At 70.7% G+C, this 22,885-nt stretch carries 17 protein-coding genes; 8 read left to right on the forward strand and 9 right to left on the reverse strand.

Going from position 1 to position 22,885, the window contains the following annotated elements; all coding sequences use genetic code 11:
• Positions 1–21: 21 nt before the first annotated feature.
• Complete coding sequence (locus HNR40_RS44540; protein ID WP_221341581.1) at positions 22–882, forward strand: NAD(P)-dependent oxidoreductase; 861 nt, start codon at positions 22–24, stop codon at positions 880–882.
• Here HNR40_RS44540 and HNR40_RS44545 read toward each other — a convergent pair.
• Genes HNR40_RS44545 through HNR40_RS44555 form a run of 3 tightly spaced genes read right to left on the reverse strand, consistent with a single transcriptional unit; the run spans position 879 to position 6,109 of the window.
• Positions 879–2,219 (reverse strand): maltokinase N-terminal cap-like domain-containing protein, encoded by a 1,341-nt coding sequence (locus tag HNR40_RS44545; protein ID WP_184972693.1) that lies wholly within the window; start codon positions 2,217–2,219, stop codon positions 879–881. The genes HNR40_RS44540 and HNR40_RS44545 overlap by 4 nt on opposite strands.
• A gap of 3 nt (positions 2,220–2,222) precedes the next feature.
• Positions 2,223–3,935, reverse strand: a complete 1,713-nt coding sequence (gene treS, locus HNR40_RS44550) for a maltose alpha-D-glucosyltransferase (protein WP_221341582.1) — start codon at positions 3,933–3,935, stop codon at positions 2,223–2,225.
• Positions 3,936–3,958: 23 nt separating this feature from the next.
• Complete coding sequence (locus HNR40_RS44555) at positions 3,959–6,109, reverse strand: alpha-1,4-glucan--maltose-1-phosphate maltosyltransferase (protein ID WP_184972695.1); 2,151 nt, start codon at positions 6,107–6,109, stop codon at positions 3,959–3,961.
• 248 nt (positions 6,110–6,357) lie between these two features.
• Between HNR40_RS44555 and glgP the strand changes: the two genes are divergently transcribed.
• Both glgP and HNR40_RS44565 read left to right on the forward strand, forming a co-directional pair.
• Positions 6,358–8,928 (forward strand): alpha-glucan family phosphorylase, encoded by a 2,571-nt coding sequence (gene glgP / locus HNR40_RS44560; protein ID WP_184972698.1) that lies wholly within the window; start codon positions 6,358–6,360, stop codon positions 8,926–8,928.
• 22 nt (positions 8,929–8,950) lie between these two features.
• Complete coding sequence (locus tag HNR40_RS44565) at positions 8,951–9,826, forward strand: MurR/RpiR family transcriptional regulator (protein WP_312896764.1); 876 nt, start codon at positions 8,951–8,953, stop codon at positions 9,824–9,826.
• On the opposite strand, the gene HNR40_RS44575 is transcribed toward HNR40_RS44565, so the two are convergent.
• The gene (locus HNR40_RS44575) at positions 9,823–12,777 is read right to left on the reverse strand and encodes a helix-turn-helix transcriptional regulator (RefSeq protein ID WP_312896765.1); all 2,955 of its coding nucleotides are present in this window, start codon (positions 12,775–12,777) and stop codon (positions 9,823–9,825) included. The two genes, HNR40_RS44565 and HNR40_RS44575, sit on opposite strands and share 4 nt — an antisense overlap.
• Before the next feature lie 102 nt (positions 12,778–12,879).
• Here HNR40_RS44575 and HNR40_RS44580 point away from each other — a divergent pair, with 102 nt between their 5' ends.
• Positions 12,880–13,953 carry an alkene reductase gene (locus tag HNR40_RS44580; RefSeq protein ID WP_184972700.1) on the forward strand — a complete coding sequence of 358 codons (1,074 nt, stop codon included), beginning with the start codon at positions 12,880–12,882 and terminating at the stop codon, positions 13,951–13,953.
• Between the two features lie 40 nt (positions 13,954–13,993).
• Here the strand turns inward: HNR40_RS44580 and HNR40_RS44585 are convergent, their stop codons facing one another.
• On the reverse strand, positions 13,994–15,901 hold the full coding sequence (locus HNR40_RS44585) for an N-acetylmuramoyl-L-alanine amidase (RefSeq protein WP_184972702.1): 1,908 nt from the start codon (positions 15,899–15,901) through the stop codon (positions 13,994–13,996).
• A gap of 136 nt (positions 15,902–16,037) precedes the next feature.
• On the opposite strand from HNR40_RS44585, the gene HNR40_RS44590 reads away from it, so the two are divergent.
• The gene (locus HNR40_RS44590) at positions 16,038–16,262 is read left to right on the forward strand and encodes a hypothetical protein (protein ID WP_184972786.1); all 225 of its coding nucleotides are present in this window, start codon (positions 16,038–16,040) and stop codon (positions 16,260–16,262) included.
• Here the strand turns inward: HNR40_RS44590 and HNR40_RS44595 are convergent, their stop codons facing one another.
• Positions 16,263–16,700, reverse strand: coding sequence for a VOC family protein (locus HNR40_RS44595; protein WP_184972704.1), 438 nt, complete (start codon positions 16,698–16,700; stop codon positions 16,263–16,265).
• A 90-nt stretch (positions 16,701–16,790) separates the two neighbouring features.
• On the opposite strand from HNR40_RS44595, the gene HNR40_RS44600 reads away from it, so the two are divergent.
• Positions 16,791–17,396, forward strand: a complete 606-nt coding sequence (locus HNR40_RS44600) for a response regulator transcription factor (protein WP_184972705.1) — start codon at positions 16,791–16,793, stop codon at positions 17,394–17,396.
• On the opposite strand, the gene HNR40_RS44605 is transcribed toward HNR40_RS44600, so the two are convergent.
• Complete coding sequence (locus tag HNR40_RS44605) at positions 17,322–19,217, reverse strand: histidine kinase (RefSeq protein WP_184972707.1); 1,896 nt, start codon at positions 19,215–19,217, stop codon at positions 17,322–17,324. The genes HNR40_RS44600 and HNR40_RS44605 overlap by 75 nt on opposite strands.
• Before the next feature lie 313 nt (positions 19,218–19,530).
• Here HNR40_RS44605 and HNR40_RS44610 point away from each other — a divergent pair, with 313 nt between their 5' ends.
• Positions 19,531–20,304 carry an enoyl-CoA hydratase/isomerase family protein gene (locus HNR40_RS44610; RefSeq protein ID WP_184972709.1) on the forward strand — a complete coding sequence of 258 codons (774 nt, stop codon included), beginning with the start codon at positions 19,531–19,533 and terminating at the stop codon, positions 20,302–20,304.
• 46 nt (positions 20,305–20,350) lie between these two features.
• Here the strand turns inward: HNR40_RS44610 and HNR40_RS44615 are convergent, their stop codons facing one another.
• Positions 20,351–20,977 carry a class I SAM-dependent methyltransferase gene (locus tag HNR40_RS44615; RefSeq protein ID WP_312896766.1) on the reverse strand — a complete coding sequence of 209 codons (627 nt, stop codon included), beginning with the start codon at positions 20,975–20,977 and terminating at the stop codon, positions 20,351–20,353.
• 382 nt (positions 20,978–21,359) lie between these two features.
• Here HNR40_RS44615 and HNR40_RS53975 point away from each other — a divergent pair, with 382 nt between their 5' ends.
• Positions 21,360–21,752, forward strand: a complete 393-nt coding sequence (locus tag HNR40_RS53975) for a molybdopterin cofactor-binding domain-containing protein (RefSeq protein ID WP_221341584.1) — start codon at positions 21,360–21,362, stop codon at positions 21,750–21,752.
• Here HNR40_RS53975 and HNR40_RS44625 read toward each other — a convergent pair.
• Entirely contained in the window at positions 21,683–22,882 is a 1,200-nt protein-coding gene (locus HNR40_RS44625) for an MFS transporter (RefSeq protein ID WP_184972715.1), read from the reverse strand. The genes HNR40_RS53975 and HNR40_RS44625 overlap by 70 nt on opposite strands.
• Positions 22,883–22,885 lie beyond the last annotated feature (3 nt).

Here is a 22,885-nt window from a genome sequence, read left to right on the forward strand (position 1 = left end):
CCACGCCAGCACGCTGGAGCCATGACTGAGATTTCGATCGTCGGCCTGGGCCTCATGGGCACCGCGCTGGCCGGGACCCTGCTCAAGGCCGGGCATGAGGTCACCGTATGGAACCGCACCGACAGTAAGACGGAACCCCTGGTCGCGATGGGTGCCAGGCGCGCCGCGAACCTCGCGGAGGCGGTCCGGCCGGGATCGCTGGTGATCGTGTGCGTCCTCGACTACGACACCGTCCACGGGCTGCTCGGGCAGACGGAGCTGCGGGGCGTGACGCTGGTCAACCTGACCAGCGGGCGGCCCGAGGAGGCCCGCCGTACCGCGGAGTGGGCGGAGGCGCGCGGGGCCGGCTACCTCGACGGCGGCGTGATGGCGGTTCCCCAGATGATCGGCGCGCCCGGCGCGCTGATCCTTTACAGCGGGTCCAGGGAGGTGTTCGACCGCTTCGCCGAGCCACTGGGTCAGCTGGCCGAAGCGCGGTTCGTGGACACGGACCCGGGGCTCGCGCCGTTGCTGGACATGGCCATGCTGACCGGTATGTACGGGCAGATCGCGGGCATCACGCAAGGGTTCGCGCTGGTGCGCTCGGCCGGTCTGCCGCTGCGGGACTTCGCCTCGACGCTGCTGGTGCCGTGGTTGCGCGCGATGGGTGAACTGGCGCACCGCTGGGCGGAGGAGGTCGACGCCGGGCAGTGGGGCACGGACGTGGCCAACCTGGGCGTGAACAAGGTCGCCCTCGACAGCATCGCGCTGGCCATGCGGGAGCAGGGCATCGAGGGCAACCTGCTGGCGCCGTTCAAGCATCTGGTGGACAAGCGGGTCGCCGACGGGCACCAGGACCAGGGCCTGCAGAGCCTCGTCGAGGAGCTCCACCCGGGCCGTTAGCCGAAGGCGGCCAGCGGGATGGAGATCCAGGAGGGGCGGTTGCGCGCCTCGTAGACCACCTCGTAGACGGCCTTGCCCAGCTCGAAGGCGCGCAGCAGCGGCTCCTGAGTGGCGTCCAGGTTGCCGCCGCCGCTCTTGTACCCGGTCAGGAACGCCTCCCGGTTGTGCGCCGACCAGTCGGCGGCCCGGGGCTCCAGGCGGTCCGCCTCGGGGTGGCCGGCCAGCAGGTGGCGGGCGGCGTAGTCGAAGGAGCGCAGCATCCCGGCCACGTCGCGCAGCGGCGAGGACAGGGCCTTGCGCTCGCCCAGCGGCTGGCCGGGCTCGCCCTCGAAGTCCAGGATGATCCACTCGGTGGTCGTGCGCATGACCTGGCCGAGGTGGTAGTCGCCGTGCACGCGCTGGATGGGCACCTCGACGGCCACCTCGTCCAGGTCCTGGAAGGCGGCCTCGATCGGCCCGGCGTGCTCGCGCAGCACCGGCACCTCGGCGACGGCCCGGCCCAGGCGGCGGCGGAAGTCCTCGGCCATGCGCTTGATCTCGTGCGGCTCCACGGTCGAGGTCGGGAAGGCGGCGGCCAGCTCCACGTGGATGCGCGCGGTTGCGGCGCCCAGCCGTTCCGCCTCGGCGGCGAAGTCGCCGCCCGCCTCGGCCGCGAGCACGCGCTCGCCGGACTCGGCCACGGGCTCGGGCATGGCGTACAGGTCGCGGACGCTGGCGAGGGCCAGGTCCCAGCCGTCGTTGGCGGTCGCGAGGAACTCCTGCATGATCGCGAACGTGGTCGCGGTCCCGTCGAGCTCACCCTCGATCCACCCGTACGGCTGCGCGATGTGCGGCGCGTTCCTGGCGGCCAGGGCCCGGACGATCTCCAGCTCCGGGTTCACGCCGGGGATGAGCCGCCGGAAGAGCTTGCAGATGTACGCGTCGCCGTACACCAGAGAGGTGTTGGACTGTTCGGCGCCCAGCACGAGGCTGCGCGGGGAGGTGTCGAGGGTGACGCCGGGGACGTGGCGCAGGCGCAGGCCGCCGGTGGAGGCGTCGCGGGCCATGCCGTCGAGCAGCCAGCCGGTGCGGTCGAAGTCGTGTGCCGCGTCGTAGTGGTATCTGCCGTCGATGACGCCTATCAGGGCATGCGACAGCCTTTCCGGGAGTTCGTCACGGATGCCGAGCAGGAGCTGGTAGCGCTCGCGGGAGCCGTCCTGCCAGACCGCGAAGATCACGTGCTGGAGTCCCGGCTCCAGCACGACGTCGGAGTCGACCGACACCGAGTCGATCGGGCGCCCCTTGCCGCCGAACCAGCGCTGCTGTGGTAGCCATGCGGCAAGGAGCTGCTCCAGCACGTCTTACTCCTCCTGGGCTCTGGCCGGTGGGAGAGTGAACCAGTAGAACCCATGCCCAGGAAGCGTCAAAAGATACGGAAGTTCGCCAATCGGTGGGAAAGGTACCCCGCCCATGGTCTCGACCGGTGAGACGCCGGTGAATCTGCGCAGGTCCAGCTCGACCGGCTGGGGGAAGCGCGAGAGGTTGTTGACGCACAACATGCGGTCGTCGCCCAGCTCGCGCACGAAGGCCAGCACGCTCGGGTTGGAGGAGTTCAGCTCGATGAACTCGCCCAGGCCGAAGACCGGATGCCGCTTGCGGATCTCGATCATGCGCTTGGTCCAGTGGAGCAGCGAGCCGCCGTTCTTCTGCTGGGCCTCGACGTTGATGGCCTGGTAGCCGTAGATCGGGTCCATGATGACCGGCAGGTAGAGCCGCCCCGGGTCGCAGTCGGAGAAGCCCGCGTTGCGGTCGGGGTCCCACTGCATCGGGGTGCGGACGCCGTCGCGGTCGCCGAGCCAGATGTTGTCCCCCATGCCGATCTCGTCGCCGTAGTACAACACGGGCGAGCCGGGCAGTGACAGCAGCAACGCCGTGAACAGCTCGATCTGGTTGCGGTCGTTCTCCAGCAGCGGTGCCAGCCGCCGCCGGATGCCGACGTTGGCGCGCATGCGCGGGTCCTTGGCGTACTCGGAGTACATGTAGTCGCGTTCCTCGTCCGTGACCATCTCGAGCGTCAGCTCGTCGTGGTTGCGGAGGAAGATGCCCCACTGGCAGTTCTCCGGGATCTTCGGCGTCTGGGCCAGGATCTCGGAGATCGGGTAGCGCGACTCCCGTCGTACCGCCATGAAGATGCGCGGCATCAGCGGGAAGTGGAAGGCCATGTGGCACTCGTCGCCGCCGCCCACCGGGTCGCCGAAGTACTCCACCACGTCCGATGGCCACTGGTTGGCCTCGGCCAGCAGGACGCGGTCGGGGTAGAGGCGGTCGACCTCGGCCCGCACCCGCTTGAGGTAGGCATGGGTCTTCGGCAGGTTCTCGCAGTTGGTGCCATCCTCCTCGAACAGGTAGGGGATGGCGTCCATGCGGAAACCGTCGATGCCGAGGTCGAGCCAGAAGCGCAGGACCTCCAGCATCGCCTCCTGCACGGCCGGGTTCTCGTAGTTGAGGTCCGGCTGGTGGTGGAAGAAGCGGTGCCAGTAGTACTGGCCGCGCACGGGGTCGTAGGTCCAGTTGGACGTCTCGGTGTCGATGAAGATGATCCGGGCGTCCTGGTACTTCTCATCGGAGTCGTTCCAGACGTAGAAGTCGCCGAACGGTCCCTCGGGGTCGTGCCGGGAGGCCTGGAACCAGGGGTGGGCGTCGCTGGTGTGGTTCATCACCAGGTCGGCGACGACCCGCATGCCGCGCTTGTGTGCCTCGTCGACCAGCTTCACGAAGTCCCCGAGGTCCCCGAACTCCGGGAGGATCTTCATGAAGTCGGCGATGTCGTAGCCGCCGTCGCGCAGCGGCGACTCGTACAAGGGCAACAGCCACAGACAGTCGACACCCAGCCACTGAAGGTAGTCGAGCCGCTGGATGAGGCCCTTGATGTCGCCTGTCCCGTCTCCGTTGGAGTCGGCGAAACCCCGGATGAGCACCTCGTAGAAGACCGCGCGTTTGTACCAGTGGGGGTCGCGGGGCTTTTCCTCGTCGAAGGTGTTGGGGATGGCAGCGGAGTTCACGGTGTCTGACAAGTTGGACTCCCCGAAAGGCTTCGTTACCTGTGAGCCGCTCGCACGGTGAAGATGTGCGCCGGGTGGATATGGGGGTCGAGGCGCACGTAGTTCTGCTGCCGCCACCGGTACGACTCACCCGTGAGCTCGTCGTCCACGACGAACTCGGCGTTCCAGTCGAGTCCGAGGGCGGGCAGGTCGAGTTCGACCGTCGCCTCATGGGTATTGTGCGGATCAAGGTTGATGACCGCCAGAACGACGTCGCCCAAGCTCTGCCATCGTGTGGCCATGTCGCGAAGGCTCGTGTCGTAGGCTCCGGGGAGCCGCTTGGAGAAGCAGACCATGTCCGGGTGGTCAACCCTGTGGAACTGTAGGTTACGCAATTCCTGAAGTGCTGGGTGAGCTCTTCGGAACAAATTCAGATGGGTGATGAAGGGGGCGAGACTGCGGCCTTCTCGCTCTGCTGCCACCCAATCGCGTGGTCTGTACTGATATTTCTCGCTATCTAGGTATTCCTCGCTGCCCGGCCGTACCGGGACGTTCTCCGCGAGCTCGTACCCCGAGTAGACGCCCCACGTGGGCGAACAGAGCGCGGCGAGGACGGCGCGGATCTTGAACGCGGGCACGCCCCCGTGCTGCAGGTACTCGTGCAGGATGTCCGGAGTGTTCACGAACAGGTTCGGCCGCAGGTAGTGCGAGGTCTCGGTGGACAGCTCCGACAGGTAGCTCTCCACGTCCTGCTTGGAGTTCTTCCAGGTGAAGTACGTGTACGACTGGTGATACCCGATCTTCGCCAGCATCTGGAGCATGGGCGGCCTGGTGAACGCCTCGGCCAGGAAGATCACGTCGGGGTCGGTCGTGTGGATGTCGGCCAGCAGCCGCTCCCAGAACGCCACCGGCTTGGTGTGCGGGTTGTCCACCCGGAAGATCCGCACCCCGTGGTCCATCCAGTGCCGCAGCACCCGCTTGACCTCGGTGTAGATGCCCTGGGGATCCTTGTCGAAGTTGAGCGGGAAGATGTCCTGGTATTTCTTGGGCGGGTTCTCCGCGTACGCGATCGTGCCGTCGGCCCGGATCGTGAACCACTCCGGGTGCTCCTTGACCCACGGGTGGTCGGGGGCGCACTGCAACGCGAAGTCGAGCGCCACCTCCATCCCCAGCTCCCGGGTGCGGCCGACGAACTCGTCGAAGTCCTCGATGGTGCCGAGGTCGGGGTGGATCGCGTCGTGGCCGCCGTCCTCTGAGCCGATGGCCCAGGGGGAGCCCGGGTCGTCGGGCTCGGGGGTCAGCGTGTTGTTGCGGCCCTTGCGGAAGGTGTGGCCGATCGGGTGGATCGGGGGCAGGTAGACGACGTCGAAGCCCATGCGGGCGACGGCGGGCAGGCGCTTGGCAGCGGTCTGGAAATTTCCGGACTTGCTGATGCCGGCGGCGTCCACGATCGCGCCCTCGGACCGGGGGAAGAACTCGTACCACGAGCCATACAGGGCCCGGCGCCGTTCCACCCTGATCCGCTGCAGCTTGGACCGGGTCACCAGGTCGCGCAGCGGGTGGGCGGCCAGGAGCGCGGCGGTCTCCGGCAACTGGGCGATCGACAGCCGCGCCCGGGGGTCGAGGTCCTCGTCGCGCAGGGTCGCCGAGACCGACAGCAACGCCACCCGGTGTCCGCACGGGCTCTCGCCGGGCGCGCCCGCCGCCGGCGTGTCGTCGGCCGCGGCCAAGGCGGTGGCTGAGGCGGGGGCTGAGGCGGTGGCCGTGGCCGAGGTGGTGCGGGCGGGGCGCAGCGGGTGGGGGCAGTCGGCCGGCCGTACGGCGCGGGCGGCGCGCTCGAACAGGCGCGCGCCCTCCTCGCACATCAGGTCGCTGTCCATCCCGCGCGGGATCTTGATCCCCGCGTCGTGCAGCCACGTCGCGATCGGATCGCTCCACGCCTCCACGCGGAACTGCCAGTCGCCCTCGTCGGCCAAGGTGACCGGCACCGCCCAGCGATCGGTCCCCTTGCCCTGTTCGAGCATGGGTCTCAGCCGCCCGCGCAGGCCGTCGGGCGAGGTGAGCACGACCCCGGCCGCCACGGCGTCGTGTCCCTCCCGGAACACGGTGGCGGAGATCTCGAAGGTCTCACCAGCGACCGACTTCGCGGGCCACTGCCCGCATCCGACGACAGGCTGGATGTCCGTGATGGGAATTCGTCCGATCATCGCTTCCGTTCTCATGGCTCGGTCCGCGTAGAGCTGGTACGTGGCAGGAACGATCCTTGCATCTCGATGCGGGAGGCGGCGGAAGCCACCCGAGTGTGTCCCCGGGACAGCCATATGGGGGAGTTGCCCCAATAGTCCCGCTTCATGCTTCTGGTCGGAAGGGGGTTTGAAGGGGTATGCGCCTGGTGAAGGACTCAGAGGTCCCGATCACCTCGTGCTCGCCCCTTCGACGCCCTAGGGTTCCCAACGTGAGAGCTATCCGCAGGTTCACCGTCCGCACCGTCCTGCCCGCGGAGCTGGCCGCACTCGGCGAGCTCGTCCACAATCTCCGCTGGTCATGGCACCCGGAGACGACGGACCTGTTCGCCGAGGTCGACCCTCAGCTGTGGCGTCAGGTCGGGCACGATCCCGTCGCCCTGCTGGGCGCCGTCGACCCCGCCAGGCTGCGCGAGCTGGCCGCCGACCGCCGTTTCCTGCGCCGTCTGGCCGACGCCGCCGATGATCTGCGCGAGTACATGACCGCGCCGAGGTGGTACCAGACACTCTCCGACGCGCCACGCGCCGTCGCCTACTTTTCTCCCGAGTACGGCATAGCCGCGGCCCTGCCCCAATACTCCGGCGGCCTCGGCATCCTGGCGGGCGACCACCTGAAGGCCGCCAGCGACCTGGGCGTGCCCATCCTGGCCGTCGGCCTGCTCTACCGCCACGGCTACTTCACCCAGTCGCTGTCCGCCGAGGGCTGGCAGCTGGAGCACTACCCATCGCTCGACCCGGGCGGCCTGCCGCTGACCCTGCTCAAGGACGTCCACGTCCGCGTCGGCCTGCCCGGCGAGCGTACCCTCCACGCCCAGGTCTGGGCCGCCCAGGTGGGCCGGGTGCCGCTGCTGCTGCTGGACTCCGACGTGGCCGAGAACGACGCCGCCGCCCGCGACGTCACCGACCGCCTCTACGGCGGCGGCACCGACCACCGCCTCATGCAGGAACTCCTGCTCGGCATCGGCGGCGTACGCGCCATCCGGGCCTACTGCGAGAGCACCGGCCACCCCGAGCCCGAGGTCTTCCACACGAACGAGGGCCACGCCGGCTTCCTCGGCCTGGAGCGCATCCGCGAGCTGACCGAGGCCAGGCTGAGCTTCGACGAGGCCCTGGAGGCGGTACGCGCCGGCACCGTCTTCACCACCCACACCCCGGTCCCCGCGGGCATCGACCGCTTCCCCGTCGAGATGATCGAGCGGCAGTTCGGCGGCGACAACTCCTGGCCGACGGTTCCCGTCGACCGCATCCTGGCGCTCGGCGAGGAGGCCGAGCCCGACCGCTTCAACATGGCGATCATGGGCATGCGGCTGGCCCAGCGCGTCAACGGCGTCTCCGAGCTCCACGGCGAGGTCAGCAGGGAGATGTTCCACACCCTGTGGCCGGGCTTCGACCTCGACGAGATCCCGATCGGCTCGATCACCAACGGCGTGCACGCGCCGACCTGGGTGGGCCGCGAGCTCATGGAACTCGCAGGCCGCGAGCTGCCGACGCTGATCGAGCGGGCCCAGGGCTGGGAGGGCGTTCAGAAGATCCCGGACTCGGAGATCTGGTCGATCCGCGGCATCCTGCGCCGCCGCCTGGTCGAGGGCGCCCGCGAACGGCTGCGCGCCTCCTGGCGGGCCCGCGGCTCCTCAGACGCCGAGCTCGGCTGGATCGACGAGGCGCTCGACCCCGACGTGCTGACCATCGGCTTCGCCCGCCGGGTGCCGTCCTACAAGCGGCTGACGCTCATGCTCTCCGACGTCGAGCGGTTGAAGACCCTGCTGCTCGACCCGGACAAGCCCGTGCAGATCCTGATCGCGGGCAAGGCGCACCCTGCCGACGAGGGCGGCAAGAAGCTCATCCAGCAGATCGTGACCTTCGCCGACGCCGAGGACGTGCGCCATCGCATCGTCTTCCTGCCCGACTACGACATGGCACTCGGCCAGCTGCTCGTCCAGGGCTGTGACGTCTGGCTGAACAACCCGCTGCGCCCGCTGGAGGCCAGCGGCACCTCGGGCATGAAGTCGGCGCTGAACGGCGGGCTCAACCTGTCGATCCGCGACGGCTGGTGGGACGAGTGGTACGACGGCACCAACGGCTGGGCCATCCCCACCGCAGACGGCGTCACCGACCCCGACCGTCGCGACGAACTGGAGGCGGCCGGCCTCTACGACCTCATCGAGCACCAGGTCGCCGACCGCTTCTACGACCGCTCGCCCGAGGGCCTGCCCAGGCGCTGGCTGGAGATGGTCAAGCACACGCTCGCCTCGCTGGGCCCGAAGGTGCTGGCCGGCCGCATGCTGCGCGACTACGTCGTCGGCCTGTACGCGCCCGCCGCCGCCTCGGCCCGCGCCCTGTCGGCCGACGGATACGCGCCGGCCAAGTCGTTCGCCGCCTGGCGGCTGCGGGTGACACGGGCCTGGCCGGGGGTCAGGGTCGAGCACGTGGAGGCGTCCGGAGTCGGCGACACGCCCGAGGTGGGCGCCGCGCTGGAACTGCGCGCCACGATCGCGCTGGGCGACCTCGACCCCTCCGACGTCCTGGTGGAGGCGGCCTACGGCAGGGTCGGCCCGCACGACGAGCTGATCCACCCCGGCTACCTGGAGCTCACGCTCGACGGGCACCCGGGCGACGACGGCCGCGCCCACTACACGGGCACGATCCCGCTCGACAACACCGGCGCCTTCGGCTACACGGTCCGCGTGGTGCCCTCGCATCCGCTGGCGGTGGCGCGGGCCGAACTCGGGCTCATCGCCGTACCCGAGGAACCTGCGGGTATGACGAACGGCACACTGCGCTGACATTGGCCCCATAATCGTTTTTGTGGACGACAGTCGCGACGGCATGCGTGCCGACACCCTGGTGGCCACGGTCCGAGGTGTGCTGCCGTCGCTGACGCCCGCCGCCCAGACCGTGGCAAGGCTGATCCTGGAGGATCCCGCGACCGTGGCGCGCAGCACGATCACCGAGCTGTCGGCCGCTTCCGGCACCAGCGAGGCCACGATCGTGCGGACCGCCCGGCTGCTCGGATTCGCCGGATACCCGCAGCTGCGGCTGGCGCTGGCCGCCGCCGCAGCCCAGCCGGACCGGCTGGTGCCCGGCGACCTGGCCCCCGACGATCCGCTGTCGGAGGTCATCCACAAGGTCGCCAGGGCCGAGTCCGAGGCGATCAACGACACCGTGGCTCAGCTGACCTCCGAGCGGCTGGGCCTGGTCGTCGACGCGATCGTCGGCGCCCGCCGGGTGGACGCCTACGGGGTCGGCGCCTCCGGCCTCGTGGCCATGGACATGGCGCAGAAGCTGCTGCGCATCGGCATGTCCAGCCACGCCTTCCAGGACGCCCACCTCGCGCTGACCAGCGCCGTCCTGCTCAAGCCCGGCGACGTCGCGATCGGCATCAGCACCTCGGGGGAGACGCCCGACGTGCTGGAGCCGCTGGGCCGGGCGGGCGAGGCCGGGGCCACCACGGTCGCGATCACCAACAACCCGCGCTCGTCCATCGCGGAGCTGGCCGAGCACGTGCTGATCTCCGCCGGGCGGGAGACCGAGTTCCGTCCCGCCGCGATGGCCAGCCGCATCAGCCAGCTTGTCATGGTCGACTGCGTGTTCGTGGGCGTGGCCCAGCGCACGTTCGACTCCTCGCAGGAGGCGCTGCAGAGCACCCGGCAGGCGGTCGCGGAGTTCGTCAAGAAGCGTTAACCGGCGCTGCTGAGGTCGAGGCGGGCCAGCTCGCGGCGGTTGCCCACTCCCAGCTTCGGATAGGCCTTGTACAGGTGGTGCTCCACCGTGCGCTTGCTCAGGAACAGCTGGGCGGCGATCTCCCGGCTGCTGTGACCCTCGGCGGCCAGCCTCACCACCTGGAGTTCCTGGGCGGTCAGGCGGTCGCGCGGGTTGGCCGCGGTCGCCTCGGCCGCCGGGACGTTGTCGCCGGTCGCCCGGAGCTCGGCGCGGGCCCGCTCGGCCCAGGGGGTGGCGCGGAGCCGTTCGAAGATCTCCAGCGCGGAGCGGAGCGGTGCGCGGGCCTCACTGCGCCGCCTGGCCCGCCGCAGCCACTCGCCGTAGAGCAACTCGGTCCGCGCCCGCTCGAACGGCCTTCCCGCCCCTTCCCGATGCAGCTGTACGGCCCGCAAAAACAACCCCTCAACCCCGGCACCATCCCCAGCCCCGGCAGCCTCCCCACCCTCAGACCCGGCCCCGGCACCGCTCCCGGCCTCGGCTCCGCCCTCGACACCCTTCGCGGCTCCGGCTCCGGCTCCGGTCCCGGTCCCGGTCCCGGCCCTGAGCCCGGCACCCGTGTCGGTCCCGGCTTCGGAGTCGGTCATCCCCGATCCGGTCATCCCCGATCCCGTCATCCCGGATCGGGTTGCCCCCGATCGGGTTGCGCCTGAGGTGGTTACAGCGGAGGTGGTCAGCCCTGTGGGGGTTGTCGGGTCTGAGGGGGTTGTCGCGGAGGTGGTCAGGGTGGGGTCGGTGGTTAGGGCTTGGCTTCTGGCGGCGACTGCCAGGGCCCAGGGCTGGCCGGTGGCCTCGGCCCAGGCGGTGAAGCGGCGCAACGGGGCCTGGGCGCGGTCGGGGCGGCCGAGCCGTGCCGCGGCCTCGACCTGGTCGGCGGCGGCGGTGATGAGGTCGAGGCCGTTCGCGCCCGGCCCGCGCCAGGCGGTCTCCACCCGGGACAGGGCCGACTCGTAGTCGCCGAGGCCCAGGTCGAGGAGGCTGAGGGTGATGGCGGTGCCGGCGTGTTCGTCGTCGGGCGCCTGGGCGGCGAGGTCGCGGCAGGTGTCGGCGTCGCCCTCGATGGCGGCGATCCGGGCGGGCACCGCCTTCAGCCAGGGCAGGTCCTGGGGCAGCCCGGTGTCCCTGATGATCTCCGCCGCCTCGGCCACGGCCATCTCGGCCTCGCGGTGCAGCCCGGCGCGTACCTGTGTCTCGGCGAGCACCCGCAGCGCCTCGGGGAGGGCGCCGACGAGGCCGCGCTCGCGGCAGCGGGCCACCTCGGCGGCGGCTAGCGCGAGCGTGGCGGCGTCGTCGCCGACGATCACGCCGGTGTACATGGCCTCGGCGGTCCTGTCGGCCGCCGGTTCGGCGAGGAACCCGGCCAGCTGGGGCAGTCCGCCGGCGTAGTCCTCGTCCATGAGCCGCGCCAGCCCGTACACCACGGGGTCGGGTCGGCCGAGCTCGCGCAGGCTCGCGGCGGCGGTGCGGACCGCGGCGGACTCGCACGAGAACCACGCGTACGTCGCGCCCGCGCGCAGCATCTCGGCCGCGCGGTCCGTCTCGGCCTGCCCGGCCCGCTCCATCAGCAGGTGTACGGCCCGCCCCCGCTCACCCAGCTCGAACAACGCGGCGGCGCGCACCTGGGCCAGCTCTGCCGGACCCGTGCCATGGGCGGTCCTGGCCAGTTCCTCGGCCTGTTCGGACAGCTCGGCCGCCTGGGCGGGGTGCCCGGCGCTGAGCGCGGCGTCGGCGGCCTGGCCGAGGTGCGCGATCTGGGCGGCGTCGCCGGGCGACAGGCGGGCGGCCTGGCGGTAGAGGCGGACGGCGGCGGAGTACGCGCCGCGCCCGAGTGCCCGTTCGGCGGCGTCGGCCACCTCGGCGGCGACGTCCTCGTCGGGCGTGGTGGTGGCGGCCGACAGGTGGTGGACCCGGCAGTCGGCGGTGACGCTCGCCTGGGCCAGCGCGCGGTGAACCTCGACCCGGCGGGCCATCGGCGTGCCCTGGTAGGCGGCGGTGGCGATCAGCGGGTGCCGGAAGGCGAGCGTGTCGTCGATCACCTGCACCAGCCCGGCGCGTTCGGCCGCCTCCAGGTCCTCAAGGCCGACGCCCAGCGCCTTACCGGCGTTCACCAGCATCGGCAGGTCGCCGCGCCCCTCGGCGGCGGCGATGAGCATCATGCGCCGCGTACGGTCGGGCAGGTTCACGATCTGGGCGCGGAAGGAGCCGAGCACCCGGTCGGCCACGCGCAGGTGGACCGACGCGGCGGGCCTGCCGCGCTGGGCGGCGGCGAACTCGATCAGCGCCAGCGGGTTGCCCTCCGACTCGTCGATCACGTGCCGGCGCATCGCGGCGGCCAGGCCGTGCTCGGTGAGCAGTTCGGCCGCGCTGGCGGTGTCGAGCCGGGACGGCCGCACCTCGGCCAGCCCGGCGGCGGCGAAGCCGTCCTCCCGGGTGGCGAACACCAGAGCAACGCCCTCGGCGGCCAGGCGCCTGGCCGCGAACAGCAGCGCCTCGGCGCTGGCCTGGTCGAGCCACTGGGCGTCGTCCACCAGGCACAGCAGCGGCTCGTCCTCGGCCAGGTCGGCGAGCAGGCTCAGGGTCGCCAGCCCGGTCAGGAACCGGTCGGCGGTCGGCGCGGCGACGCCGTTCAGCACGGCCTTCAGCACGTCCGCCTGTGGGGCGGGCAGCCGGTCGAGGCGGTCGCGTACCGGCCACATCAGGCGGGCCAGCGCGGCCAGTGGGATGTCGGCTTCCTGCTCGATCCCGGTCACGCGCAGCACGCGGATCCCGGCCGCCTCGCGTTCCGCCCAGGCCAGGAGCGCGGTCTTGCCGATGCCGGGCTCGCCGCGGATCACCAGCGCGCCGCTGCGTCCGTCGCGTGCCCGCGCGATCAGTTCCGCGAGCCCGGTCTGCTCGGTGGTCCTGCCGTAGAGCACGCGTCCTCCTAAGTACACGGACCAGTAAACCGTACGGATTCGTCGGTGATTCCGCCGCTCGTACTGTCGTGGCCGGCACTGTTGACGCAGGAAGAGGTTGTGATGAACGAGTTGTTCGAGCCGGTGACCGTGGGAAGGCTGGAGCTGCCCAACCGGCTGTTCATGTCCCCGATGACCCGCAGCCGGGCCGCTGAGGGCGCGGTGCCCACCGAGCTGGCCGTCGAGTATTACGCGCAGCGCGCCGCCGCCGGTTTGATCATCTCGGAGGGCACGCAGCCCTCGGTGATCGGCCAGGGCTACATCGACACCCCGGGGTTGCACTCCGAGGAGCAGATCGCGGGCTGGCGCAAGGTCACCGACGCCGTGCACGCCCGCGGCGGCCGGATGTTCGCCCAGCTGATGCACTCGGGCCGGGTCGGGCACCCGTGGCTCTACCCCGACGGCGCGCTGCCGCACGGCCCGTCGGCGATCCCGTCGGGTGAGCGGCTCTACACCCCCGAGGGCATGCTGGAGCACCCGGCGCCCAAGGAGATGACGCTCGCCGACATCGCCGCCACCGTGGACGACTTCGTCGCCGCCGCCCGCAACGCCCTCGCCGCCGGGTTCGACGGGGTCGAGCTGCACGGGGCGAACGGCTACCTCATCCACCAGTTCCTGTGCGGCAGCGCCAACGCCCGCACCGACGCGTACGGCGGCAGCGTGGACAACCGCATCCGCCTGGCCACCGAGGTCGCCCAGGCGGTCGGTGACGCCGTCGGGCCGGAGCGGGTCGGCTTCCGCGTCTCCCCGCGCAACCCCAGCAACGGCATCAGCGAGCGGGACCCCGACGAGCTCTACCCGGCGCTGGCGCGCGCCCTTTCCCGGTACGGCCTGGCCTACCTGCACATCATGGAGTGGGACAGGGAGCTGACCAGGGTCATCAGGGCCGCGTGGCCGGGGACGCTGATCCTGAACCCGAAGGCCGAGCCCGGCGCCCCGTCCGGCACTCCTGAGCAGGCGGCGGCGGTGCTGCGCGAAGGGCTGGCCGACGCGGTCACGCTCGGGTCGTACTGGCTGGCCAACCCCGATCTGCCGGCCCGGATCAGGGCGGGCGGGCCGTACAACGTGGCCGACCCGGCCACGTTCTACGGCGGCGACCACCGCGGCTACACCGACTATCCCGCGCTGGTCGGGTGAGGGTGAGAGGCGGGGCGGCCCGGCCGCCCCGCCCCGGTGATCAGGCCCAGGACAGCGTGACGTCGCCGGCCTTGACGAACATCACGCGGTGCCCGAACTGGATCTGGTAGTAGAGCGTCTTGCCGCGTACCACCTTGTGGGTGGAGGGGTCGATGGTGACCGCGCGGTAGTACTCGCCGAACTGGGCGCCGCCGAACGAGTACTTCTCACCGGCGGAGAACGTGTACATCAGCGGCGTGATCGGCTGGTACGGGATGTCGGCCGGGTAGGCCTCCTGCTCCGGGTAGGCCCTGCCGTACACGGGGACGGTCGCGAGGCCCTTCTTGGGTGTGACGACGAACCCCATGGACGGGATCGCGGTCGGGCTGGAGGCCGGGTTGTGGAACCAGGCCTTCTGCCCGAGGTACCAGATGGCGGTCCACTCGCCCTGGCGGTCGGCCACGGCGTAGCGCTGGCCGGTGACGGCGCGGGCGCTGTGGTCGTAGACGCTGAAGATGGACCGTCCCGCGCCGCGCTTGCCGATGTCGTCCACGAGCGGCCCGTCGGCGCGCGGCTCCTTGCGCAGCCAGACGGTGGCGGCGCTGGTGGGCGGGCAGTCGAGTTCGGGCTGCTTGCGGTCGCAGCCGTAGAAGTACGGCTTGTTGGTGGCGAAGTCCGGCTTGATCATGACCGTGCCGGCGTTCGGGCCGCCGAAGGGGTGGAACGGCGCGCCGATCAGCTTGAAGTAGCGGTCCCAGTCCCAGAAGGGCCCGGGGTCCTCGTGCATGCCGCGCACGGTCGTCGGCAGGGTGCCGGGCACGTTGTCGTGGCCGAGGATGTGCGCGCGGTCGAGCGGGACGCCGTGCCTGAGGGCGAGGTACCGGACCAGCTTGGCGGAGGTGCGGTACATGGCCTCGGTGTACCAGGAGCCGCGCTCGGCGAGGAAGCCCTCGTGCTCCAGGCCGATGGACTTGGCGTTGACGTACCAGTTTCCGGCCTGCCAGCCGACGTCCTTGGTCTTGATGTGCTGGGCGATGTGCCCGTCGTTGGAGCGCAGCGAGTAGTGCCAGCTGGCCGCGCGGGCCGGGTTCAGCAGCAGGTCGATGGAGGGCCGCCAGTACCCCTCCATGTCGTGGATGATGATGTAGTCGACCTTCTGGTTGAAGGGCCGGTTCGAGGTGTCGAAGTTGCCGTAGTTGCCGTTGGGCAGTTCGGCCTGCTTGGCCGGGATCCACTCGCAGGAGATCGTGGACGGGCACTCGACGCCGTCGCGGCGCGGGGGCTTGAGGCCGAGCTTGTCGAGCCACTCCTTGATCGCCCCGAGTCCGGGCACACCGGGCAGCCTGACCTGCTGGCCGTCGTCGGTGGTGCGCTCGGCGCCCTGCTTGATCGTGGTGTAGACCTCGTCGGCGAAGAACTGGGCGGCTTCCTTCTCGGCCGCGCCCGAGTATCTGGCGACGGCGCCGTACCACTGGGCCGGGTCGTCGCTGAGCGGGGCCCCGAGCGCCTTCTGGTAGGAGGCGAGCAGCGCCGCGCCGCCGCGGATGTTGGCGGCCGGGTCGGTGCGCAGCTTCTCGTGGGTCTCGCCGGTCAGCTCGGCGGCCTTCTCCATGGTCCGCAGCGACTCGGGGATCTCGGCCGGGGCGGGCGGCGCCTCCTCGCGCGGGGGAAGGGGCCTGCTGTCGTCGCCGCGCGGGTCCTCCTCGCCCTCCTCATGGTGGTTGGAGCCGGTGTAGGCGGCGGCGTCCGTCAGGTGCATAGGGCCGAATCCGGCGTCGCTGCTGGGCCGGCCGGTGTTGGCGTCCCAGCGCGACTCCAGGTACGAGACGCCGAGCAGCACGCTCGCCGGCACCTGGAACTCCTCGGCCGCCGCGGCGAAAGCCTGCTGCCGGTCGGCGGGTTCGTCGGCGTGGGCCGCCGGAATGTTGAGTAACGGGAGCAAGGCGACGATCGCCAAGGCTCTGCGCATTCACTGCTCCTTGGACTGGGGGGCTTCAGGTGGAGTCAGCGTCTCAACATTTTCCTTCTCGGGCGAGAGCTTTGCGAAGGAATTTTTCACTAGTTAACGTCTCATAGGCTGATCCGCTGCGACGAGTGCGGATCTGGTGATCCGCGGAGCGGGCCCGGCGGGGCTGGCCGCCGGCACCCCTGTCACCCGCGTCTCCGAGCCCGCCAACCACCGCGTCAGCGCCGCCGATCCGGCCGATCGCAGCGTGCTGTGCTTCGAGATCCCCTGCCAGGTGGGCGACGAGATCTGGACCGGCGGCTGGGACGGCGCCGCCTGGTCGGCGGCGCGCGCCCGATGCGCCCGGCACGTCGTGGAGGACTGATCAGCCCTCGACCGCCGCCTCCAGGCCCTTCACGTCGATCTTCCGCATCTTGAACATGGCCTGCATCGCCCGCTCCGCCCTGGCCGGGTCGGGGTCGCTGAGCAGGCGCGGCAGCGCGTTCGGGATGATCTGCCAGGACACCCCGAACTTGTCCTTGAGCCAGCCGCACTGGCCCTCGGCGCCGCCGTCCTCCAGCAGCCTGCCCCAGAGCTCGTCGACCTCTTCCTGGGTCTCGCAGTCGACGTAGAGCGAGATCGCCTCGTTGAACGTGAACTGCGGGCCGCCGTTGAGCGCGAGGAAGCGCTGGCCTTCGAGCTCGAAGGTCACGATCATCGGCGTGACGTCGACGATCCGGGAGTTCTTGAAGATCGAGACGTAGTGGTTCGCGGCCTCTTCTGCCTGGTTGTTGAACCAGAAGTAAGGGGTGATCTTCTGCATGACGTGCTCCTCTCGTGTGTCTGTATAGTCGCCAATCGGAAGTAGCTCCAGGTAGTGCCGCATTCACCGATCCCGTGTGAAGGGTTCACAGTGATCCGTGTGCTGATCGCAGAGGACGTCCGCATCCTCAGGGAGACGCTCACCGCCGTCCTCGCGCTGGAGGACGACCTCGAGGTGGTGGTCGCCGTGGAGCGCGGCGACCAGATCGTCCCCGCGGCCATGACCCACAGCCCCGACGTCGCGGTCATCGACATCGACCTGCCCGAGCTGGACGGCCTCACGGCCGCCGCCGAACTGCGCGAGAAACTGCCGTCCTGCGCCGCGCTGGTCCTGACCGGGCTGGCCAAGCCCGGTTACCTGCGCCGCGCGATGGCCTCGGGCGTCAGCGGCTTCCTGCTCAAGCACTCGCCCACCGGCGACCTCATCGACGCCATCCGCAAGGTGCGGGCGGGCGAGCAGGTGGTCGACCCGCAGCTCGCGCTCGCCGCGCTGCGCAAGGTCGAAAACCCCCTGGCCGCGCGGGAGGTCGACGTGCTGCGTCAGGCCGCCACCGGCGCCGAGCCCGACGAGATCGCGGTACGGCTGTCGCTCAGCCGAGGCACGGTGCGCAACTACCTGTCGTCAGCCGTCATGAAGCTCAACGCGCGTAACCGGGTGGACGCGATCAGAATCGCCGCCGACGAGGGCTGGATCTAGCGGCAGCGCCGCCGCCAGCGCGAACGTGTCCGGCCCGGTCTCGACCGACAGCTGCCCGCCCAGGATTTCGACCCGTTCGCGCAGGTTGCCGAGTCCCGATCCCGGCTCGTGGGCCGGTGCGCGTACCCCGTCGTTGGCCAGGCGCAGCCCGACCGTGTCCGCGTCGACCGCGAGCACGAGCGTGCCGTGGCGGGCGTCGCTGTGCCGCAGCACGTTCGTCACCGCCTCGCGCAGCACGGTCGCCAGCACGGCGTCGTGCGTGTCCGGCAGGCGCTCGGCGGAGACGTCCGCGATCAGCTCGACGCCCGCGGCGGCCAGCACCGAGCGGGCGGAGGCGATCTCGTCGGCCAGCGCGATCGTGCCGTAGCCGGAGGCGACCGAGTCGATGTCGGACAGCACCTGGCGGGCGGCGTCGAGACCGTCGGACAGCTCCCGCCTGGCCGCCACGGGGTCGCGGCCCAGCAGCCGCACGGCCAGTTCGGCCTTCAGCACCACCACGGACAGGCCGTAGCCGAGCAGGTCGTGCAGGTCGCGGGCGAAGCGCAGCCGCTCGCGCGCCACCTCCACCCTGGCCAGTTCCATCCGGGCCTCGTGGATCTGGGCGGCCAGCCGCGCCATGCGCCACACCGCGTAGACGATCAGCGCCCGCTCGGCGATGTAGACCAGGCCATAGGCGGTGTCGAGCGCGTTGTCGGCCCAGCCGGTGATCGCCGAGTGGAAGTAGAGGTCGCCGAGCATCGCCGCCCCCGCGACCGCCCACCGGAGGCGTCCCGGCACCAGCGCCAGCGCCGCGCCCGGCAGGTACGCCGCCACGTACCAGAGCTTCGGCCCCAGAGCCAGGCTCGGCAGATAGGTGACCAGCACCAGCCCCGCCAGCACCCACGGCCAGTACCGGTCGGTACGCAGGCACGCCCGCAGATGCAGCCCGACCAGCAACACCAGTGACGCCCCGAACAACGCCAGCAGGCCCGGCGGCGGTGTAGCCAGCGCCACCTGCCGCAGCTCCCGCGGCACGATCATGAGCAGGATCGTCGCCACCACCAGCACCGACGCCACCCGGATGGTCAGGTCGGCGGCCACCGGACGGCTGCGCGCCGCCTCGCGGGTGGTGTGCGAGACCGACCTGACCTCGGTCAGGGCCAGCCTGGCCGTGCTCAGCCCCGTGTCGAGCTCGTGCCGGGCGCGCTCCTGGTCCTCGGCGGCCAGTACGGCCTCGCCATGCCTGACCACCTGCTCCAGCCCGGCGCCGACCCGTTCGTTGAGCTCCTCGGCGAAGGCCAGCCGTTCCCTGGCCACGACGGCCGCGGCCAGTCCCGCCTGGGTGCCGCGCAGGTCGGCGATCAGGTCGGTCAGCCGGACCACGCCGTACAGGGCGATGCCCACGAACGCGGTCTGGCCGATCGCCACGTACAGGCCCTCGCTCACCGCCGGGCGCACGGTCAGCGTGGAGGCGAACTGGGCCGCCAGCACCAGCGCGAACCCGCCCCACTTCGGCCACGGCCGCCGGAACAGCAACAGCATGGCGGCGGCCAGGAAACCGGTGTTGCCGTACCAGGTGGCGGGGAACAGCAGCAGGCCGGCGCCGGTCAGCACCACCTGGACGGCCAGCGTCCACGGCCAGCCGGCGGGTCTGCGGCCGTCGGCGCGCCGTACGCAGTTGCGCAGGTGCAGCGCGAACAGGACGGCGAGCAGGGCATAGGCCAGCGCCTTCATCGGCGCCGGGTCCTTGGAGTACACGATGCCGATGACCCCGCCGAAGGCGAAGCCCGCGCTGACCCCGACCGCGACGAGCCGGGCCAGGCGTAACGCCGGTGCGTTCATGGGGCCGCAGGGTAGAGGCCTCAGGTCACGTATTGAGCTCGCGATGCACGGCGGGGATCACGACACGTGGACCGCCGCCCAGGCCTGGCCGCCGGGCGACCCGGGCAGCACGCGGATCCAGGACCACGAGCGCAGGGCGAAGGCGGCGCGGCCGGGTGGAACGGGTGGAGTTCTCCGGCCACGACGCCGCCGTCACCGTGATGCTGCCGGGTGACCCGGGCGCGGGCGAGGGGAGAGGCGGTCTACCGCGTCGGCGACAGCGTGGAAGGGGCGGTTCTCTTCTTCGCAGAGTGATTCCGGTAGCGTGCCTGGCATGGGTGAGTTCGTGCGTGTCGAGGTGGCCGACCGGATCGCGACGATCAGACTCGATCGTCCAAAGATGAACGCCCTCAACGGGCAGGTACAACAGGAGATCGGCGAGGCGGCCCGCCTGGTCGACGCCGACCCCGTGGTGCAGGCCGTGATCCTTTACGGCGGCGAGCGCGTCTTCGCCGCCGGAGCCGACATCAAAGAAATGGCCGACATGTCCTACGCCGACATGTCCGCCCACTCCCGTACCCTCCAGGACTGCTTCACCGCAGTGGCCCGAATCGGCAAGCCGGTGATCGCCGCGATCACCGGATACGCCCTGGGCGGCGGATGCGAGCTGGCTCTGTGCGCGGACTTCAGAGTCGCCGGAGAAAGCGCCAAACTGGGCCAGCCCGAAATCTTGCTCGGCATCATCCCCGGCGCGGGCGGCACCCAGCGCCTGCCGAGACTGGTGGGCCCGTCCAAGGCCAAGGACCTGATCTTCAGCGGCCGCCACGTGACCGCCGAGGAGGCGCTGTCGATCGGCCTGGTGGACAAGGTGGTCGCCGACGACCAGGTGTACACGGCGGCACTGGAATGGGCCTCAACCTTCGCGGCCGGCCCCACAATCGCGCTGCGAGCCGCGAAGCAGGCCGTGGACCAGGGCCTGGAGGTAGACCTCGACACCGGCCTGGAGATCGAGCGCCTGCAGTTCTCCGGCCTGTTCGCGACCGAGGACGCCAAGGTCGGCATGCGCGCCTTCGCCGAAAAGACCAAACCCAAGTTCACCGGCAACTGACCACATGCTCCTACGCCGACTCGCTCAGGAGCGCGCTGTTCTGACGTCACGTCAAAGGAGGCGAAGAGATCTCGGTGGGGCGGCGGCAGTGGTAGACGAAGGCCGGGGGCAGGTTGGCCCAGATGGTCCGGCCCACCACCACTTCTTCGAAGGACGCCTCCAGGGATCGGCGTAGCCTGCGTGCCGGGGCGGCCCAGCGCAGGTGTGCGTACGCGAACGTGGTGAAAGCGCCCTCCCGGGAGAGTGAGCCGACCACGGCGGCCAGGACGTCGCGCTGCTTGGCCGGGGGGAACGCGGCCCACGGCAGCCCGCTGACGATCACGTCGGCGGGCAGGTGACCGCGCCGGGCCAGCACGTCGGGCAGGTGCTGGGCGCTGACGGCCACGACGTCCACGCCGGGGAAGCGGGCGGCCAGCCGGCGGGCGAACTGTTCGTTGCTCTCCACCGCGATGTGGTGGCCGCGGCCGTCGAGCAGCCGCTGGATCACTCGGGTGAACGCGCCGGTTCCCGCGCCGAGTTCGACGACGATCGGGTCGCCGGTGTGCGGGATCGGGGTGGTGATGGCGTGGGCCAGGGCGGCGCTGCTCGGTGTCACGGCGCCGACCGTCATCGGGTGCCGGGCGAACTCCAGCAGAAACGAGATGCGGCTGTGGCCTGCGGGTCCGCTGTTCACCCGTCCACTGTGCCAGAAAGCGGCGATGGCCTGGGAAGACATGATTTCCCCAGAGGAGCGTGTCCTTGCTGGAGCGCTCGGCGGGGGTGACGATGGCTCCTCAATCCGACAAAACGGAATATGGGGAGTATTCCCCAGTAACTCGGGAATTCTGACGTGGGGAGAATTGGCGCACGACGCCAAAGGTGCCATGGCCTTTCCCCGGGGGAGCCGGGGGTTGGAAAATGGACGAAGCGATCGAGCTGCGGGTCAACGGTGTCCGGCACGAGTTGTCGGTCGATACGCGCGTCACGCTGCTGGACGCCCTCCGGGAACATCTCGATCTCGCGGGCACCAAAAGGGCTGTGACCAGGGGCAGTGCGGCGCCTTCGACTGCGGCCGGGTGCTCAACCCGACCACCGCCCGCAGCCAGATGATCGGCGGCATGATCATGGCCACCGGCGCCGCCCTGCTGGAGGCTGGCGTCGTGGACGCCCGCCTGGGCCGCCTGGCCAACCCGAACCTGGCCGAGTACATGCTGCCGGTGAACGCCGACATCCCCGACATCGACGTTCTGTTCGTCAACGAACCCGACCCGTACTCCAACCCGCTCGGCTCCCGAGGCATCGGCGAGATGAGCATGACCGGCACCATCGCGGCCATCGCCAACGCCGTCCACCACGCCACCGGCGAACGTGTGCGCGACCTGCCGATCCTGATACGGGTTCAGCGCACCGACCTGATCGGAAGGACGGCGATGGCGCCGAGCGCGGCGATGGCGGCGACCGCCAGGTAGAGGGCGCCGTAGCCGCCGAACGCGGTGACGATGGTCCCGGCGGCCACGGGGGCGATGGTGGTGGGCAGGGTGGCGGCGATGTTGATGACGCCGAGGTCCTTGGCGTAGTCGTCCTTGCGGGGGAGCACCTCGGAGACCAGCGCCATGTCGACGGAGATGAACGTGCCGAACCCGATCGTCAGGACGACCGCGGAGACGATCAGCCCGGTCACGGTGGGCCAGAGCACGGGGAAGAGCGCGGAGGCGGCGATGATGAGCCCTCCGGCCAGCACGAGCGGTTTGCGTCTGCCGAGCCTGTCGGACAGCGGCCCGGACAACCCGATGGCCAGCAGGAACCCGGGCAGCCCGGCCAGGCCGATGAGGGGAACCAGGCGCGCGGCTTCGTCGAGGGTGAGCCCGATGTGGTCCTGGGCGATGTACAGCTGGAAGGTGTTGGTCATGGCGAAGCCGCCGAAGATGAGGATGCGGCCGAGGAAGGCCCAGAAGAAGTCGGGGTGGCGTACCGGGTTGACCCAGAAGGCCCGGACGAGGGCGCGGGCGGGCAGCGGTGGCCTGGGGGTGTGCCGGTTGTCGCGGTCCGGGTTGAGCGCGAGGAAGATCACGATGGTCAGCAGGACGAGGCCCGTGACGCTGAGGTAGCCGACGGGGATGCGGCCGGCGAAGGCGGAGGCGAGGACGGGGCCGAGGAGCGCGGCCAGGACGGTGCCGAGCCCGATCAGCGTGGAGAAACGGCCGCGCTGGGCCGTGGGGACGCGGTCGGGCAGGATCGAGGACAGCGGACCCTGGAAGGCGTTGAAGCCGAACTGCAGGATCATCATGGCCACGACGAGGTGGGCGATCGTGCTGGACAACCCCGCGACGGCCATGCCCACGGCGCCGATGGCCGCGCCGATCAGCATCCAGGGGGTACGCGCGCCGTACCGGGTACGCGTGCGGTCGGACAGGATGCCGACCACGGGCTGGGCGAGCATGGCGGCGACCGCGCTGAGCGTCTGGACGAGGCTCAGGTTCTCGATCTTGGCGTCGGCGTCGATGGCCTGGACCTGCAGGGGCAGGTAGTAGGCGGCGACCGCGTAGGCGAGGGGCGCGGCGGCGCTGGCGAACGGAATGGACAGGAACAACCGGCGCATCGG

This window comes from Nonomuraea endophytica (genome assembly GCF_014203235.1).
Taxonomy (GTDB): domain Bacteria; phylum Actinomycetota; class Actinomycetes; order Streptosporangiales; family Streptosporangiaceae; genus Nonomuraea; species Nonomuraea endophytica.